The organism is Williamsia sp. D3, assembly GCF_000506245.1.
Taxonomy (GTDB): Bacteria; Actinomycetota; Actinomycetes; order Mycobacteriales; family Mycobacteriaceae; genus Williamsia; species Williamsia muralis.
Map to the genome: position 1 here is coordinate 40447 of NZ_AYTE01000046.1, position 17660 is coordinate 58106.

Sequence of the window (17660 nt, forward strand, 5' to 3'; positions counted from 1 at the left end):
ACACTGACGGTAGCGATGCCCCCGCCGAGAAAACGCGGGGCAGCCGAACTCATGGTGGACTGCCGGGTGGTTGCTGTTCGCAACCTCCGAGTTCTGGTTCGGATGCCCCAAATGGTGCTCGGTATGGTGCTCCAACCGCTGATGTTCGTCTTGCTGTTCTCATACGTTTTCGGAGAGGCGCTCGGCGGTGACCGTTACCGCGAATTTCTCATCGGCGGGATCATGACCCAATCCGTGGCCTTCAACGCGGGCTTCACTGCCTTGGGTGTGGCGACCGAGCTCAACCGCGGCATAATCGACCGGTTTCTGCTGCTCCCGATGTCGCGGCTGGCAATTGTCGTCGGGCGCACCTTGTCGGACGTCGCGGTCAACGTCGTCAGCCTGTCGGTGATGTCTTTGACCGGCCTGGCGATCGGCTGGCGGTTGCACGGATCATTCTGGAGCATCGTCGGTGGCTATTTGATCGTGCTGTTGTTCGGATTCGCGATGTCTTGGGTTGGCACGGTAATTGGGTTGATCTCGGCGTCGGCCGAAGCAGCCCAGAGCCTCATGGCCAGCATCCTTTTTCCGCTCTCGTTCATTTCGTCGGCATTCGTGCCAGCTCAGACGCTCCCGACGCCGTTGCGGATCATCGCCAATTGGAATCCTGTGACATCGGTGGCCCAGAGCCTGCGCGAGAGTTTCGGCAATCCGACATCGGTCAATCCGCTTCTGCCAGAACCGGTCACTTGGGCCTCTGAGCACGCACACCTGTACTCGGTGCTGGCCTGTGTGGTGATCTTGGCGGTGGCCGTACCGGCAGCCGCACTGGTTCTGAACCGCTCCCAGCGATAGTTACCGAGCCTCCACAGCTTTCTTTGGCACAATGGCGCCCATGACAGCGCTGTGGATCACCCTCGTGGTGGTCGCCTGGGTGGCGATCGGGGCTGTCGTCGCCGTCCTGGTGGGACGTGCGGCACGTCTGAGAGAAAAAACGCGACGCGAGACCACACACGAATGGTCCGAGCGATTCGGAAGACAAAGCTTCGTAGGCGGATGGGCGGGGGCGCCCTTTTCAGGGGGTGGCCCAATCGACAGACTTGTGTGTTCCTGGTAATCGCGACCAGTCGATGATATGTGGCGGTCGACGGTAACCGCGGTATCGATTTCATTTAAAGTCCAAAAGGCGGGGGAGTCTAAACGTATGAACTCGTCCCGGCAGGCGGCTATACCCTTGTGGGTGGCATCGAAGGGCTGGCACGATCGATCACGAACTATCAGCGAAAGAAAAGGTGATAAATGCCCAGCCCCGTCACTGTCGTTCCATCGCCGGACTCGGACGACGCCCGCCGCATCAGCGCGTTGCTGGTCAACGGTGAACGCACTGTCAGGGTTGCGACCACGGCAAACGTTCCCTTGGCGGGTGATGCGACGCCGTGGCTGGCGCCCGCAACCCTGATCGGGATGCGGAACAAACGTGACGTGGTGGTGTACGGCGAGGTCAGCGAGACAGCGGTGCAGGGCAGCGTGAAAGCCCAGGGAATCCTCGGTTCGTGGTTTCCGGACATCTTGGACGAGGTGACGATCACGACCCCGATGGCGGTCGAGACCACCAGGTCCTCCGGTCGGCGCGGGGTGGGTGCCTTCTTCTCTGGTGGCGTGGATTCGTACTACACCACGCTCAAACACGTCGACGAGATCACGCATCTCATCTTCATCCACGGTTTCGACATCGATCTGTCCAACAACGATCTCGCCGAACGTACCCTCGACGCCTTGCGGAAATCGGCGGCCGAACTGGGTAAAGAGCTCATCGAGGTGAAGACCGATCTGCGCGGCCGATTGGACCGCAACCGGCTCAACTGGGGATTGCAGGGCCACGGTGCGCTGCTGGCGCACGTCGGGATCGCGTTGTCGACCGTGGTCGAAAAGATTTACGTCCCTTCGAGTTACACCGCCGACCAGTTGCACCCATGGGGTACCCATCCCGACTTGGATGGGCATTGGTCCAGCGACGCGGTCGAGTTCATCCACGACGGGGTCGAGGCAAGTCGGGCGGCGAAGATGGAGAAGTTCATCGAGGAAGACGCCGCGATGAACAATCTGCGAGTGTGCTGGTGGAACCAAGGCAACGCGTACAACTGCGGTGAATGTGAGAAATGCCTGCGCACCATGATCAATCTTTACATCGCTGGTGGTCTCGAGCGGTGCGCCACGTTACCCGACAAGATCTCCATCGAGGCGATCGACCGGTTGCACTTCAATCGCGATGCGAAACTTTTCGTGGCAGAGAATCTTGCCGAACTGCGGGCCGGCGGCATCGACGATCCGGAGCTCGAAGCGGCGCTACAACGGGTTCTCGACAGGTCGAAGTTCAAGGACTTCACGACGATGGCGAAGTTCGTGGCAATCGGTGTGAAGAACATCCTCACACCGCAAGGTGTGCGATTCCTGATCGGTCTCTACCGGCCGGCGCTGAACAAAGACCTCGTCGCCTGAACGCAGCAACAACGACGTCGGCCGCGACCGAGAACTTTGGGGCGCGGCCGACGGACTGATTCAGGACAAACGCCCAACTACGGGCCGCCGAACGAAAAGCCATTTGCATATCCTGCATGTGGCAAGTCCTCGATGGCCTGGAATCGGGAAGAGTTGAATACCACAGATAAATACCCTGGTGCGTTCAGTCCATGGCCAGTTGTTTAATGTTCTTGAGGCGCTGGGAGTAACGTCACCGGGCGGTACCATCGAGCAAAGAGGATCCCATGTCCATTTCAGTGGTCATACCAGCATTCAACGAAGAAGTTTCGATCGGTCGGTGTCTCGACAATCTCGTCGAACAAATCGACGACATCGCGGAGATAGTTGTGGTCAATAACAATTCGACCGATAAAACAGCCGACATAGTGGCCGCTCATCAAGCGACCGTCCAAAAGATACGACTGCTCGACGAGAGTCGTCAGGGAATCGTGCCCGCTCGCAACCGTGGCCTGGCGTCGGCCACGAGCGACGTCATCGCACGGATCGACGCGGACACCATAGTTCAGCCGGGGTGGGCCGCCGCGATCGACACCTTCTTCTCGTCCGCGGGCCCCGAGTTCGGCGCGGCCGTAGGCCCGTTCACCCAGTACGACATGCCTCTTCAAGGGGTGCACCGCGCTCTGATGCGGATCGCGACCACGTCGCGGAAAGGGGAGAGTGACGAGGTCAAGCAATCTCCTGGCGTCTACGGAGCGAATATGGCGATCCGCCGGGACGTGTGGGAGCAGATCGAGTCGCTGACCCATGACGAGCCGGGGATCTGGGAGGATCTGGACATTTCGATCGCGTTGCGCGCTGTCGGTCGGAAGATCGCCGTGATCGAGGGTATGCGGGTGCAGGTGTCCGGCCGGCGGATGCTGACGAGCCGAAAGTTGTACTGGCAGTTCACCCGGGGCGTTCCCCGCACCTGGGAGCTGCACGGGGACACCTCACGAGCCCGGGCGCGTGGATCAATGTGTGGATCGCGCGGACGATGTATCTCGCGTTCTGGGTACCCACCCGTACGTACGATCCGATGACGCGAAAGCACAGCATCAGACGGCTGTTTGCCCGTAGAGAAGACCGGCCGATCGCCTGATGCCGAACCGTCCACTCGGGCGCCGCCCGATGGGGCAGGCCCCTGACAGAAGGATGTACGCGTGACGACAGCTGTAGACCAGATCGAACAGGAGACCGCACACATCCTGCGGGCGGAGATCCCGGGTGATCGGGTGGCCGTCCTGGACTATCCCAATCACTTCAATTCCGGCGACCTTCTCATCTATCGCGGACAACTGGCGTACCTCGATCGGCTGGGGATCGACCCCGCATATGTCTGCGCGACCCATACATATGACCGCGCCGCCCTTTCGCGTCGACTGCCGACGGGCCCGCTGTTGCTGCAGGGTGGTGGGAATTTCGGCGATCGGTATGACCGATTCCAGCTATTTCGTGAACGGGTGATCGAGGAGAATCCGGACCGAAAAATCATCCAGATGCCGCAGACGATCGATTTCCTCGACAAGTCTGCGCTCGAGCGTGCGCAGGCCGTGTACTCCCGGCATCCGGATTTGACTCTGATGATCCGCGACAGGGCGGGCTGTGAAATGACCCGCGAATTGTTTCCCGACAATCGGGTGGTCTACTGTCCGGACCTGGCATTCGGAGCCCGGCCACTGCCACCGCTAAGGGAACCGAGCCGCGACGTGGTAATGCTCAAACGCCGGGATCAAGAATCGATGCACGAGAAAGACGATGTCGGCCGGGCGTTCCCGGGCGTCCCGAGGACCGAATGGCATGCATCGGTGGCGGACAACTTCAAGTGGTGGCCGGTCAGCCTCGCGAACTCGGCGATCCACAAGGTGCCGCGGGTCCGGCCGCGGGCCTACCCGTACGCCCGGTGGGCGTTCGATTACCAGTGCGATCTGATCATCCGCAACGCAGTGGACATCCTGTCCGAGGGCAAGGTGGTGGTCACCGACCGGCTCCACGCAGCTGTCTTCTCGGTTCTGCTCGACAAGCCGGTGGTGATGGTGGACAACGCCAACAAGAAGATCTCGGCCATCTACCGGGACTATCTCGGATCTGCTCCGGGCACCCATCTCGCCGGGGACTTCGACGAGGCCGCGCGAATCGTCAAAACACTGCTCTGAGCAATCGGTAGAGGCGCGTGGACAGAAGCAGCCAAACGCGAACACCTCTCGTAAGCCCAGCTGCAACACCATCTTTGGGCGGGTGTCAAAGAAATCTGTCCGCGTAAATGAAGGCGTATTGTCCCGCTAGGTGGGACGGCAGCCTTTACTATCGTGGATCGCGCGGCATTAGGCGTGTGAGTTTACTCACAGTAAACCGGTGGTGCGGGTGAGGTATTCCCCAACCGAGGCCGCAAAGCAGTGAGACAAGTTACCGCCCGGTATGAATCGGCTCTGAAGTGGGCACGTCCCGCTCCAATCTGAACGTTAAGATCATCTTTGATATTCGTAATATCCCTGGTCGCCGCCTTGCGCCTCGGTCAAATAGACCGCATGCTCGTTTCTGTTGCAATGACAGGCGCTCACCAACAGCGTGGAGGCGGGATGTTCGAGGCCAAGGGAAGTGACGGCGAGTCAACCGCCGTCGATCTCGCATCAATTGTCGACTCGCTGGGCACCGGTGTTCTGGTCATTTCTGCAAGCGGCGAATTGCAGGCCGCGAATGCAAGCGCAAGGCGCATATTCGAAGTGGACATCCGCACCGCCGAAGGCCCGAAAAACGCGAACGATCACTTTCCTCTCGTCGACGCCGACGGCCGCGAACTCGCGCCCGAAGAGCACCCGGACAAGATCGTTGCGCGCACCGGGCGTGCAGTTTCCGGCATGGTCGTCGGTTTCGACCGCACCGACGGGCAAAGGGTGTGGGTCACCTGCAACGTCGGCCTGGTCAACCCGGCGGACCCGGCCAACTCAGCAATCGCGGCGTCGTTCACCGACGTCACCGCGCAGCACGTGGGCCGCGAGATGCTCCAATACGCGGTCGACCACGACATGATGACCGAGCTGCCGAACCGTTCATGCCTGATGCGTCGATTGAACGAGGTGGTCGCGAACTCGCAGCGCTGCGAACCGGCCGAGTCGACCGTCGTGATGTTCATCGATCTCGACAGCCTCAAACAGGTGAACGATTCGCTGGGTCACGGCGGCGGCGACGTTGCACTGGTGACTGCGGCAAACCGCCTGCGCGGCATCCTGAACGAGTACGGCATAGTCGGACGATTTGGCGGTGACGAGTTTGTAGCTGTCCTCTCAGGTATCTCCGGAGCGGACAGAATCGCTGTGCTGTCCAAGCGTGTTCACGATGCGCTCGTGGAACCCGTGATCATCCAGGGCCGACTTCTTCGTATCCGCGCGAGCGTCGGCATCGTGGAGGTCACCCCGAGTGACATGCGCAGTGCCGAAGAAGTGGTCCGCGCAGCGGACACCGCGATGTATCAGGCCAAGTCCGCGGGAGGCGGGCACAGCGTGGTTTTCAACAGCAACACAGCACCCCGGCGCTTGTCGGGCGCACGTTAGCTAGCTAACCAGCGCAAGCCCGGGGCCTCGCTCACGACCCGGTACCGCCGACGACGGCGCGGAGGGTCAGGATGATGATCTTGATGTCGAGCCATACCGACCAGTTCTCGATGTAGAAGTTGTCGTAGAGCGCTCGGTCGCGAATGCTGGTGTCGCCGCGAAGCCCATTGATTGCGGCCCAGCCCGTGAGGCCCACATCGACGCGGTGGCGGTCACCATAGGAAGACACTGACTCGCGGAACTGTTCGACAAAGTGAGGGCGCTCAGGCCGAGGCCCCACAAGAGACATGTCGCCGCGAACGACATTCCAGAGCTGTGGAAGTTCGTCGATCGAGGTTTTGCGGAGCACTCGGCCCACCGCGTTGAGCCGCGGCGATGCCGACCCCGGGTTCCAATCTTTGTCCGACGCCGATTCCGCCACCGGGTTCATCGAACGGAACTTGTACAGGGTGAACTCTTCGTTGTGCCGACCGACGCGCACCTGTCGAAAGATGATCGGAGCCTTGCGGTTCCCCGAGTACACCGCTAGGGCTGCAACGGCCATCAGGGGTGACAGGAGAAGCAGCGCCAGCGAGGCGGTCACGCAATCGAAGAGACGTTTGCACCTCCAGTACCAACTGCGGTACGCGTTGCGGCGTACTCGCATCAACGGGATGGTGTGCACGCGATCCATGTCGGCGCTCAGATGCGTGAACTCGAAGAGCCGCGGAACAATGTAGATCTCGCAGTTGAGTTGGCCGCACTCGCGAAGTGGTGAAACGAGCGCAGAGTCGGGTGTGTTCGTGAAGGCGACGATCACGGTCCCAGCGCGTTCGCGCTCGACGAGTTCGCGCAACGGCACATCGGCCACCACCGGAATGGTCAGCAATCTCGTGTCGAACAACGGATCCTTGTCGATCACCGCGACCGGTTCGAGTCCGAACTGGGGATGCTCGGCGAGCCGTTCGATCAACTCAGCAGCAACCATGCCGCCGCCGATGATCACGGTGCGGCTGCGGGCCCCGACGACACGGGCCCGCCGAAATCGGCGGATCGCGTAGTAGATCACCCGAAGAACGAACAAGGCGACAAACAGCAGAGAGGCCCGCACGATGATTTCCATCGTGCTCGTCTCAACGTCGAACAAAACCGTGATGAGGAAGATCGCGATGATGCAGGTGCCGGCCAGTTTCGGTATCTCGTCGAGAGCGGACAGTGTGATCTGCTTCTGGTAGTGGCCTGTCAGTTCGACCAGCAGGACAACTATTGCGCCCGCGATCAAGGCCTCGATCTTCGAATGCCATAGAACACTGAGACCCGCGGCCACGAGCAGGAAGTCCAACGCGGCCAGCACCACGTCGACTCGGTACCTCGGAGTGGCCATCCACGATCGCTGCTCCGTGGCGCGCGCACCGCCACTGTCCTGTTGACCCCGCTCGGGAGTGAAGTTCGGCAAATTCACGTTTGCTTTCCGGCTACGAGTCCTGAGGGACGGCGGTCGCGGCGCACCCGTTTACTCCCCGGCCAAGCAACGTGGATGCTTCTGATGGCGTCATCACTGTACTGATAGTTCTTTCGGAACCGCCAGTTAAGAGCCTATATGGCCGGTTCGTCTTCGACTTTCCCTGCCGTCCTCAGTCGCCGAAGGTTGGTGCTCGCCCGGTAGTCAGGTGCGAACTTGCGGGCATAGAGGTGGTAGGGGACGAACATGACCAGCTCGGTCACCACGAACGACGAAAACACCGCAAGACCACTGTCGAACAAGAACAGGAAACCCAGGCCGAATCCGACGTACAAGGCGGTGTTCGCGGCGCGGAGCCAGAACACCTGTTTTGTCTGACCGGCTCGGCGGAGTGCCGCGAAAGGGATCGTCGAGAAGAGCATCGTCGCCTTCCACAAGCAGGCCACGGCCAGACCGGCCAGCAGGGTGCTGCTCCACGCCGGACCAAAGATCAACTGCCACAATCCAACGTAGGCCGCGAGAAAGATCGCAGCCGTCCCGACGACGAAGATCAGCGTGACCTGAGCGACCTCGCCTTTGTGTCCGTGTGCGAGCTGCCGGACACGGCCGTACGCGAGAATCGGCTCGAGGATGCCGGAAATCGTCGAGATGACACGGAAACCGACGGAGGCTGCGGGTCCGAGAAGGACGAGGATGAACGCCTGCAGTGTTGGTTGGACGCTGCCGACCGTCGCGGTCTCGCCTGTCACCCAGGCGGCGCGGCGAAGATCGGGTGGCATGCCTGAGTCGCGAACCGCGGGACGCGGCCAGAACCGCACCAGAATTGCGACGACGGCACTCGCCGCCAGTACGCGTACGCAGTTCGGATTGTCGTAGATTGCCAGGATTAGAGCCGCAAGGCACCCTGCCACGAGGAGGAAGGCAGCGGCCGACTCGAGTTTCCATGTCCCTCTGACAACGCCGATCGTGCGGGCCATCAGCAATCCGGATGACAACCCCAGGACGCCGATCAAGATGACCGGGGTAGGGGGGACTGTCGGGCCCGCGATGAGCAGAGCTCCGCCTCCTACGCTCAGGAGGGCCATCCACCACGGCATCGACAGGTTGTGGTCGGCGTCCGGAGTGGCCAGACGCGATTCCACGACGAAAGCCGAGAGAAGTTGAGCTACATACGTCCCGATCGTCAGTGACACCGCCAGGTGGCCCTGTTGTTCGATCGGCGCGACCCGAGCGAACACCGCGATGAAGATTGCCGGGAAGACGTTGAGAGCGAGTCCGGCCGCAATTTGCGTAGCAGCCTGCAAGTGTTTTGCGGAGAGCCCGAACGAGGGCAGCCGGGACAACACGCCACCCTTACGTTCGACTGGGGCGCGGTGTTTACCGGAGTACAGCGCGATTGTCCGAATCTCTCGTGAACTTCCGGCCGAGAATGCCCTCGCTGCGCCCGATGAGCAGTACGAGGCCGTCCCTAAGGCGATACTTGCGGGGCTCCCGTAGAGGCAGGCTTGCCGCTCCGGCCAGGAAGCGCATTTTCTCCCGTTTCGAGTAGTTCCACCTGCGGAACATGTAGCCGGTACCGCGGCCGTAGTTGCGCAGTTTGCGGCGCCGTTCTTCAGGTGTGAGGTGGGTGAAGTCGGTGTGGCCGGTGACGACGATGTCAGGAATCCACCGCACCGAGAAATCCTCGAGCATCGACAATTTCAACACCAAGTCCGTCTCGTCGCCACTCTGCCAGGGCGACTGCGAACCGGACCCGATCGTTGTGTCGAATCCGCCGATCGCTGCGTAGTGCTCATGGCTGATCACCATGGCCGGGACCACTGCCGACCACGCGTTACGCCTCGTGAAAGGCGTGCCTGGTGGAGGGACCTTGTTCCTGTTGCCGTCGGCGTCCACGAGCCGCATCGCGCAGAGCGTCGCAGGGGGCACGCAGTGGGGCGCCAACCGTTGGAGGAGATCGGGTTCGAGACGGCAGTTGTCGGTGAGCAGATACACCCAATCGATTTCGTCGGAGAGCAAGGACACCGCGGTGTTGTGGCCTGCGGTGCTGCCACCGTGTTTGACCACCGTTCGAATTGTCAGCCGGTGAGAGAAGTCTTGCATGACTCGCTGCAGTCCGGCCGCAGCGTCTTCGTTGTCATCGTAGGCAATTGCCACCATGTGCGGCGGATAAGTTTGGGCTGCAAGATCATCGAGCAGTTGGAAGATGTGGTCCCACCGGCCGACCGTTGTGATGGCCATACCGAACGCGGGACCGTGGCCGCCGGAAGCGGGCCGAACGGGGTGGGCAGGTTTCGTCATGCGCTCAGTCATCTCACTTTGATGCGTCGTCGTCCCGTCGCGTTCCGTTACCGAACGCATTGATGACAACGTGGCATTCCAGTGTTGCCGTTGTGCACAGCGCGCAGCCTCGCTGATCCGTGCCGTAGGATGCGCTTCACGGCGATAGTGTATGTCACGGGGTGGGGTCCCGCCCGCGAGGATTGAGCCATTTTAGTTCGATCATGGAGGAGGCCTCGGCCGATGGACGCAGCTCATGCATCCAGGCCCACTTCGTCGTTCCCTGGTTCTCCGGAATGATGTTGTGCTGACTCAGCAAGTGCGGGCGCTGCCTTCGACATTTCTCGAGGACCCGAGTGGGCGAACCACCGGTCTGCTGCGACTGCTGACGCCGGCCTTTTTGATCTTGATCCCGGTCGCGATGTCACTCGCATCCTGGATGACTTTGATTGCCTGGTGTTCGGTCGGCGGATGCCCGGCGGGATCGGTGCTTCAACTTCGGGGATTCTTGGAGCCGGCTCCCGTCACCGTGCCCGGGGTCACCTTGCTTTTCGTCTGGTACGGCGCGGTGGTCGTACTGGCGACGGTCGGCTGGCGCCTGGGGTCTGCAGCTCGCCCTGCGCCAGAATTGAAAGAGCGGATGGACAATCGGCGGTTCGAGCGTCGCTACTTCTTTCTCATACTCGCTGCCGCGGTGATCGGCGTGGGGTACTCGTTCTATCGAATCGCGGGGACCACCTCGATCATCGGTTCTCTGACCTCGCAGACCGGCAACTCGTTCACCGAAGCCCTGCCGGACTCGGCAGGCATCCCGACGCTTCGCTACGCATCGATCTTGGCCGCACCGATTGCTGTCTATCTGTGGCGCAAGCGAGTTGTCGGTGTGATCTACATGCTTGTTGCTGTAGTTCTCCTCCTACTGAACTCGCTGATCGCTTCTCGTCTCTCGCTTCTGATGGCGATCGTCGTGTATGTCTTCATCTGGGCTGTGGCATCCCGCCAATCGAAGCCGGTCGGGAAAGGGTCCGTCCGGCCATGGCATCTGGCGCTTCTGGTCCTGGTGTTGTTCAGCCTTCTGACGGCACTCAATTACGTCCGGAACGGCAATTACTACCGCGACGCCGGGGTCTCCAACCCCGTGGCGATGAATCTCTATCAATCCGGCGCCTACCTCGCGGTACCGGCGCAGGTGTCGCTGGGCGTCTCGGACGCCGTCATGAGAGGCAGCTTCGAGAGATCAGGTGGCCCAGTCGAATCGATCGTTGCGGCCCTGCCGAGTTTTGTCGCACCAGATGAGGCCAACAGATCCAAGGAATCATTGAGCGCGGATGCCTACGACTTCACGGTGTCGTCTTCTCCGAACTTCACAACCAACTCCGAGTTCGCGGATACTTATTCTGAGTTCGGCGCCTGGGGCTGGCTGTACACGCTCCTGCTGTTCCCGCTTGCGGGCTACGTCTTCGGTCGCTTCTTGACGTACGGCCCGCTCCTCGCGGGGTCCGCGGGAGTGATTGCCTACTGCTTCGCCGAGGTGTGGCGGATCCAGTTGTTGACCCAAGGAATTGTTGTATTCCTCGTACTGCTGACCCTCGTCTGCGCGCTGTTTGCAGCCTCGGGCCTCAGTACGGGGAGGCGCGGGGAATCCGCGCTTCGAGAGGGGACCTGAAGTCGAGTGAGCGACAACAATCAAGTGGGAATAACCTACCGGCCGGACGATGGCGGCAACGAATGGCTCCGTTCGACGCTGGGAGCACTGCGAAACAGCTGGATCATTCTGCTGGTCAGTGTGTTGGTGGGAGGTTTTTTGGGGCTCATCTTGACCACGCAGCAGACTCCGGCTTACGAGTCGTCGGCGGTGATCTATCAAACTCCGCGGGTGAGTGACAGCGAAAGCACGAGCCGGCAACGCACCGAGGCTTACACCGAACTGCTGACGTCAGATCGTCTCATCACCGACGCGCTCGAGGAGAGCGGCATACAAATGTCGGTATCGGACGTACGGCAGGCGACCAGCGCGGGAGCAAACGAGGGCAGTGCGATCCTCACCGTGACCGTGCGGACCGACAGCGCGGAAAAGTCGGCGAATCTTGCCAACGCACTTGCCAATGCCCTGCCCGCCACCGTTGCCGCGCTTGATGGGGCGCAGACGCCGAGTGGCCGCACCGGAGGTCCCGTAGCGGATTCCACCCGCCTGTCGGTGATCACCCCCGCGACACCAGACGATGCCGAAGGCGGACGAAACTATGGACGAAACATCGCTGTCGGCATAGCTGCTGGACTGCTCGTCGGGCTCTTGGTGTCTTACTTCCGCTCGCTCCTGAGCCGTCGCGTGCAGGACGAGGGTGCCCTGACCGACTACCTGTCGGGTCCGGTGCTGGCCAGCATCCCGGTCGTCAAGTCGTTGAAGGAATCCGGTCTCGTGGACTTCACCGAACCTGCTGGCGCCGCCGCTGAGGCGTTCCGCAGGCTTCGGACGGTGATCACCGGGCACCACTCCGATCAGCGGAATTACCGGACGATCGTGGTCACCAGTGCAACCGACGGCGACGGAAAGACGACGACGGCAATCAACCTGGCCGTAGCGCTGGCTGAAGCCGGTTTCGGCGTCGTATTCGTCGATGCTTCTTTGGTCGTACTCGGTTCGAGATCGGAGAGCGGTAACAGAGGTAGGGGCGATACATCGGCCGGGCTGTCCGGCTACCTCGAGGGCGGCCGTGACATCGGTGAATATGCCTCTCCGAGTTGGCAATCGAAGTTGTGGATAGTGCCTGCGGGCGCCGCCGTGAACAATCCGTCCTCGTTGCTCGGTTCGAATCGAATGCGCTCCGGACTCGCCGAACTCGCGACGCGTAGTGACTACGTCATCGTCGACTCGACCTCCCTCACGAGATCGGATTCGATCGTCCTGGGGCGTGCAGCTGACGGTGTACTCGTTGTTGCTCGCTCGAACCGCACGAAATACAACGATCTCGGCGTCGCGATCGAGCGGCTGTCGCTGGCCGACGTACCGGTGTTGGGTGTGGTTCTCAACGGCGATTCCAGAGGATCCTCGGTCTCGGGAAGACGTCGTGGACGAGTCAGAACCTCCGTCAGCGAGTTGCTCGCCGCCAACCCGCCGGTAAATACCTCAGAGGCCGGCGCATTTCAGTCCACCGCCGGTGAGGGGCGCCGGCGGGGAGTGTGGTCCCCGCCCGGAGGCCAGGTCTGAGTCGTCCGGCGGGCGCTGTCATCGGTGTCACGGGCACCGGATTTCCCTGGGCCTGGTCAGATTGGTGGGTACGACCCGCAGAGTGCTGATCTTCACGGGGTGAATTGTCGGAGAGCAGGTGCTGCCGACACGGCCGACTATCACAACAGGGGTCCACGACAGCGGTGCGGCGGCCCAGTTCGCCTCTGCTGTGGTGACCGCTCCATCCGACCCTTGGAACTGGATCACCGGCCCGGCCGATGAGACGGCGGGACCTGTCACCGTCACGCGGATCTGACTTGCGGTGATTTGACCCGAGTTGTCTCCCGAGAAGGCAACCACCGGTGCTGGGGTGGTGATCGCGATGGTTCCCAGTACGACGCCCTGGGTCTTCTGTAACCCGAATATTCCGGTCCCCGAGGCGATTTGGCCCGCAGTCACAGTGCAGTCGCGTATCTGCACCCCGGACACCGCGGCGCCGAGTGATTCGATGATCGCAGACCACCGAGGGCTGTTCCGGACCGTCAGCCCGGATATGTCGATACCGAAACGGCTGAACTTGTCGCCCGTGGACCCGTTGGGGCGAGCGAGGACCTGCAGTCAGGTCTGCGAGTTCTCGATGGTGATCTGATCCATACGGACGCCGCGCGACGCCACGTATTGCCAGCCGGCGCCGGCGCCGGGAGACGCGGAGTCGAACACGACGCCGGCCCCGCTCTGGACGTTCCGAACGGTGACCCCGGTGAGTGAGGACCTGTTGACACCTGCGAGACGCACTCCGTTCGCATGGCCACCTGTGACGGTGACCCCGGAGATCGTGAAGTCTGCATCCGACCAATCCGTCAACTGGGATATCGAGAAGGTCTGGGCCGCATTGTCGTAGCCGCCGGTCGGCGAGTAGTAGGTGACGAGCGCCAGCCCGTCGTCACCGGGGTTGGTGGCGACGTAGTCGGTGACCTGCCCTCGCCGGCACGCATTGAAATGGAGTCCATCCGCCATCGTGTTTGTTATCCGGAGCCCGGTGACGGTGATATCGGCAACGCCCATCATGATCACCCCAGCCTGCGGGCTCGAGAAGACGGCGCAATTGAGAAGGGAGACAAACGATGCGGGCCCTTTCGAGCCAGTCCATCCCGATGGCACCCTCGTCGACGTGGACGGAAAGCCCACGATGCGGATTCCGTCGCCCATCGACCGAAGGGCGGGCTGGGTCTTCCAACGGACCACGACACCGCGGAGGGTGATTCTCGATGCCGGCCCGCGGACGACTATTCCGTGGCTGGTCCCGGCCCCGTCGGCGGCGAGGTTGTCCATCAACAACTCTGCGCCCGGATCGAACTCGATCGTGATGTTCGACAGCCCGGCGATCGTCATCGCGGCCCCGCCGGGTGGATTTCGTTGCGCAAAGCGGTATTTGCCAGGAGGGAATCGCAGCGTATCCCCGGAACGTAACTGAGACACGGCGTTTCTGATCGCAGCGGAGTCGTCTGTCACGCCGTCACCTACTGCGCCGAAGTCACGGATGGCCCGGGTTGCTCCCGACGCCACAGCCGGGAATGCGGCGAGAACCCCTGCTGTCGTGACTATTCCGAGGAATCCGCGGCGTGACATACGAGTAATGGAACCTGCGGGCACGTTCACGAGCTTTCCAGCATTGCGCATACTGCCTCGACCGTCGTTGTGAGAGGTGACCGGCTGGCGACAGGAGTGATCGCCACGATCAAAACCTACCCGGGTCAGTACTACGTTCATTCGGTTAGTTACGCAAACGTGTCAGCAATGACTCCGAATCGTGTGCACCGCTGCGCGATGACACCGGCTCTTGGAGAGATCGACGGCTATCGGCAACCTTCGTCTGCCGCGGCGATAACAGCTGCCGACGGCGTTGTGGTCAATCGGCTGATCCGCACGGGTGAGTCGCCGGCGTCTGGCGAGTCGTTGCACGCCGCGCCGTCGACCGAGATCGGAGTCCATGGCGACGGCGCTTGTGGCCACGACATCTGCACAGATGCCACTGTGCCTGCGGAGTCTTGGAACAACGCGAGCGGTTCGGCCGATCCGGGATCGGGCCCCGGACCGGACACCGAAACGCGAAGTTCATCGAGCTCGAACTCCGTAGAGTTGTTTGCGGAGAACGCAATGGCGGGTTCGGTGCAGTCGATAATGAACTTCCCGAGCGAGACGCCCTGAGTTGTTTGTAGGCCGACGATGCCCGTCTCAGTGTCGACCGCGCGGGTGGACACGGTGCAGTCCCGCAATCGGACGCCGGTGACCGGTTCGTCGGCAACTGATTCGACGAGTACCGACCACCGAGGACAACTGCGAACGGTCACATCAGACGCGTCGAGGTCGAAACGGCTGAACCGGTCGTCGGTCGACCCGTTCGGCCGAGCCAGTACATGAAAACCGCTGTCTGATTCATCCACGACAAGACCCTGCACCTTGATGGCGCGAGACGCCAAATAGTCCCACTCGGCGTCAGAACCTGGAGCGGCCGAGTCGATGATTACTCCGGCCCCAGAGCGCACGCCTTGCACTTTTATATCGGTCAGGGTCACCCGATTCGCGCCGGCCAGTCGCACACCATTTGCGTTGCTGCCGTTCACGACAACGTTGTTCACCGTCAGGTCTGCGTCGGACCACTCCGTGAGTTCGGACAGGGAAAAGGTCTCGGCGTTGTTGTCGAAGGCGTCTTCGTTCGCGTGATAAGTGACCAGAGCGAGTCCGTCGTCGCCGGTGTTCGTCGCGACGTAGTCCTTGACCTCACCGTCCCGGCAGGCGTTGAAATGCAGCCCGTCCGCCAAGGTGTCCTGTACCTGTAGGTCAGTGACCGCGATGTCAGATACACCCATCATGATCACGCCGGCCTGGGGGCTGGAACGAATACTGCAGTTGCGTAGTGTCACTCCCGATACCGGGCCCATCGAGCCGGTCCAATCACCAGGCACCTCACGTGACTCCGATGGGTAGCCGACGATGCGTATACCGTCGCCCATCGACCTCTCGCTCGGCTGTGTCGTCCATCGCACGACTACGCCGCGAAGAGATACTCCAGATGCCGGCCCGCGGACCACGACACCGTGACTTGTGCCGAGCCCGTTCTGGTCGAGGTTGTCCATCAGGAGTTCAGCCCCGGACTCGAATTCAATCGCCACGTTCGATAATCCGCGGAGGGAGATCGCGGCGCCACCTGCAGGGTTCTGAAGGGCGAAACGGTATGTTCCCTGCGGAAACCGCAGTGTGTCACCGGACTTGAGCTTTTCAACGGCTCGCCCGATGGCACCTGCATCATCGTGGATGCCGTTCCCCAGCGCGCCGTGATCGAGGACGTTGTGTGTGGCGCCGCCAGGAGCGCTGGAGCAGGCGGCCACGATCGCTGCGACAGGGAGTGCTCCGAGGAATGATCGCCGCGACAATCGTGGCGTCGTCCCGTCGTCGTTCACGAGGTCTTGTCCGCCAATGCTCGGCATATCGCTTCGGCGGTTGCCGTCGGGTCCGTCGCGGCCTGGCGTTCGATCACATGCAACCAACCGCGTTCACGCAATGCGGCCCGGGCTGGCTCGTCGGCCGCGAACTTGCGGATCATATGGGCAAGAGCGTTGGCGTCGTGCGGATCGAAGTACTCTGCACCCTTGCCGCAGGTCTCCTGCAGCACAGCAATGTTCGACGACAGGACAGCGGTGTGAGACGCCATCGCCTCGAGCGGCGGAAGGCCCGCTCCCTCGTATAGGGATGGCATGATCAGCAGGTCGGCGCCCGCGACCAACGCACGCAATTGTTCGAACGGCAGTCTGCCCGGTACTTTCACACGCCCACCGATCGTGTTGACAAGGCGGTCGACCCGCTCGTCGAGAGTTCGCAGCGACTCCCCGCTTCCCGCTATCACCAACGAATGCGGCACCGAATCCATGATCTCGGTGAACGCTTCGAGGAGCACCGGGAGGTTCTTGTGACGCTTGATGTTTCCGACATACAACAGGTAAGGCGGTGGAGTCGGTGATGGCGTAGACCCGTCCACCGGCGTCAGCCACACCTCGTCGACGGGAATAGGTGTCACCAATACCTCTGCCGATGGCGTGAACCGGGTCAGTGCCTGCGCCGTGGCTTGCGACGGTGTGAACACGGTCGCACTCCGCCGGGCGGTCAGCCGGAGCATCAGGCGGGCGTATGAGCTCCGAGCGAGACCTTGATTGCTGAGCGCCTTGCCCTCGATATGGAGCGTGTCGTGAACGGTTGAGAAGAACTTGACGCCGCGATGTCGGCGACGGAGCAACGCGAGCGGGAATGGGTAGTGGGGGACCCAGAACGCGCTGGGTCGCAGCGCGATCAGGGCACGGTCCCATGCGCGCTGTTCGCCTGGTGAATACATCGCGGCGTCAGCTGGGTCGGCGAAGATCAGCATGGTCTCCTCGCTCACGGTGGGAGCGGTGCTCCGATCGGCGAGGACCGCGAGCCGCAGGCCGCGCATGGCCGACACGTTCTCGAGATGACGAATCTGAGTCCGGATGTAGGTGCCTATGCCGCTCTGCTGGATGTGGCGCGCGTCGAACAACACATCGACCTGCGTGACGGCGTCGTCTCGCGATTCCCGGGGCAGAGGCAAAGGCACGTCGTCCATCCTTCCAGTCGCTGCGATGTTCGGCTCAGGCCGTGGAGTTTGCGCATGTCAGGCGATAGATGAGCATCCTGCCGGCAGCAAACCAGG

Annotated in this window: 14 protein-coding genes; 7 read left to right on the forward strand and 7 right to left on the reverse strand. The window is 61.8% G+C overall.

All coding sequences use genetic code 11. The features are described 5' to 3' along the window. Window positions 1-51: 51 nt before the first annotated feature. The 5 genes from W823_RS52715 (at window position 52) to W823_RS52730 (ending at window position 6047) form a co-directional block, all read left to right on the forward strand. A complete protein-coding gene (locus W823_RS52715; protein ID WP_031333344.1) occupies window positions 52-834 on the forward strand; it encodes an ABC transporter permease in 783 nt (260 codons plus the stop codon). A gap of 444 nt (window positions 835-1278) precedes the next feature. Next, complete coding sequence (locus W823_RS52720; protein ID WP_023962235.1) at window positions 1279-2478, forward strand: hypothetical protein; 1200 nt, start codon at window positions 1279-1281, stop codon at window positions 2476-2478. Between the two features lie 266 nt (window positions 2479-2744). After that, window positions 2745-3539 (forward strand): glycosyltransferase family 2 protein, encoded by a 795-nt coding sequence (locus W823_RS0130710; RefSeq protein WP_051406684.1) that lies wholly within the window; start codon window positions 2745-2747, stop codon window positions 3537-3539. A gap of 120 nt (window positions 3540-3659) precedes the next feature. Beyond that, window positions 3660-4652 carry a polysaccharide pyruvyl transferase family protein gene (locus W823_RS52725; RefSeq protein ID WP_023962236.1) on the forward strand — a complete coding sequence of 331 codons (993 nt, stop codon included), beginning with the start codon at window positions 3660-3662 and terminating at the stop codon, window positions 4650-4652. A 423-nt stretch (window positions 4653-5075) separates the two neighbouring features. Beyond that, entirely contained in the window at window positions 5076-6047 is a 972-nt protein-coding gene (locus W823_RS52730) for a sensor domain-containing diguanylate cyclase (protein WP_023962237.1), read from the forward strand. Window positions 6048-6078: 31 nt separating this feature from the next. Here the strand turns inward: W823_RS52730 and W823_RS52735 are convergent, their stop codons facing one another. The 3 genes from W823_RS52735 to W823_RS52745 form a co-directional block, all read right to left on the reverse strand. After that, a complete protein-coding gene (locus tag W823_RS52735) occupies window positions 6079-7410 on the reverse strand; it encodes a sugar transferase (RefSeq protein WP_023962238.1) in 1332 nt (443 codons plus the stop codon). A gap of 212 nt (window positions 7411-7622) precedes the next feature. Then, window positions 7623-8831 (reverse strand): hypothetical protein, encoded by a 1209-nt coding sequence (locus W823_RS52740; RefSeq protein ID WP_369792670.1) that lies wholly within the window; start codon window positions 8829-8831, stop codon window positions 7623-7625. Between the two features lie 34 nt (window positions 8832-8865). Beyond that, window positions 8866-9789 (reverse strand): glycosyltransferase family 2 protein, encoded by a 924-nt coding sequence (locus tag W823_RS52745; RefSeq protein WP_023962240.1) that lies wholly within the window; start codon window positions 9787-9789, stop codon window positions 8866-8868. A gap of 283 nt (window positions 9790-10072) precedes the next feature. On the opposite strand from W823_RS52745, the gene W823_RS52750 reads away from it, so the two are divergent. Beyond that, window positions 10073-11434 (forward strand): hypothetical protein, encoded by a 1362-nt coding sequence (locus W823_RS52750; RefSeq protein ID WP_152538175.1) that lies wholly within the window; start codon window positions 10073-10075, stop codon window positions 11432-11434. 6 nt (window positions 11435-11440) lie between these two features. Next, window positions 11441-12976 (forward strand): polysaccharide biosynthesis tyrosine autokinase, encoded by a 1536-nt coding sequence (locus W823_RS52755; protein WP_023962245.1) that lies wholly within the window; start codon window positions 11441-11443, stop codon window positions 12974-12976. 27 nt (window positions 12977-13003) lie between these two features. On the opposite strand, the gene W823_RS56925 is transcribed toward W823_RS52755, so the two are convergent. From W823_RS56925 to W823_RS52770, 4 genes are all read right to left on the reverse strand, one after another. Continuing rightward, window positions 13004-13396: a hypothetical protein gene (locus tag W823_RS56925; RefSeq protein ID WP_152538176.1), complete on the reverse strand. Its 393-nt coding sequence runs from the start codon at window positions 13394-13396 to the stop codon at window positions 13004-13006. A 159-nt stretch (window positions 13397-13555) separates the two neighbouring features. Beyond that, window positions 13556-14566, reverse strand: coding sequence for a glycosyl hydrolase family 28-related protein (locus tag W823_RS52760; RefSeq protein WP_051406686.1), 1011 nt, complete (start codon window positions 14564-14566; stop codon window positions 13556-13558). 227 nt (window positions 14567-14793) lie between these two features. Next, window positions 14794-16425 carry a hypothetical protein gene (locus W823_RS52765; protein WP_152538177.1) on the reverse strand — a complete coding sequence of 544 codons (1632 nt, stop codon included), beginning with the start codon at window positions 16423-16425 and terminating at the stop codon, window positions 14794-14796. Further along, window positions 16395-17564, reverse strand: a complete 1170-nt coding sequence (locus tag W823_RS52770; RefSeq protein ID WP_235189662.1) for a glycosyltransferase family 1 protein — start codon at window positions 17562-17564, stop codon at window positions 16395-16397. Before W823_RS52770 ends, W823_RS52765 begins: the two co-directional genes overlap by 31 nt. Window positions 17565-17660: the final 96 nt, after the last annotated feature.

Bases quoted from the DNA above. Each gene is read 5' to 3' on its own strand.
- W823_RS0130710 (WP_051406684.1), top strand. From the start codon at position 2,745: ATGTCCATTTCAGTGGTCATACCAGCATTCAACGAAGAAGTTTCGATC.
- W823_RS52715 (WP_031333344.1), top strand. From the start codon at position 52: ATGGTGGACTGCCGGGTGGTTGCTGTTCGCAACCTCCGAGTTCTGGTT.
- W823_RS52765 (WP_152538177.1), bottom strand. From the start codon at position 16,425: ATGCCGAGCATTGGCGGACAAGACCTCGTGAACGACGACGGGACGACG.
- W823_RS52745 (WP_023962240.1), bottom strand. From the start codon at position 9,789: ATGACGAAACCTGCCCACCCCGTTCGGCCCGCTTCCGGCGGCCACGGT.
- W823_RS52730 (WP_023962237.1), top strand. From the start codon at position 5,076: ATGTTCGAGGCCAAGGGAAGTGACGGCGAGTCAACCGCCGTCGATCTC.
- W823_RS52735 (WP_023962238.1), bottom strand. From the start codon at position 7,410: ATGGCCACTCCGAGGTACCGAGTCGACGTGGTGCTGGCCGCGTTGGAC.
- W823_RS52720 (WP_023962235.1), top strand. From the start codon at position 1,279: ATGCCCAGCCCCGTCACTGTCGTTCCATCGCCGGACTCGGACGACGCC.
- W823_RS52760 (WP_051406686.1), bottom strand. From the start codon at position 14,566: ATGTCACGCCGCGGATTCCTCGGAATAGTCACGACAGCAGGGGTTCTC.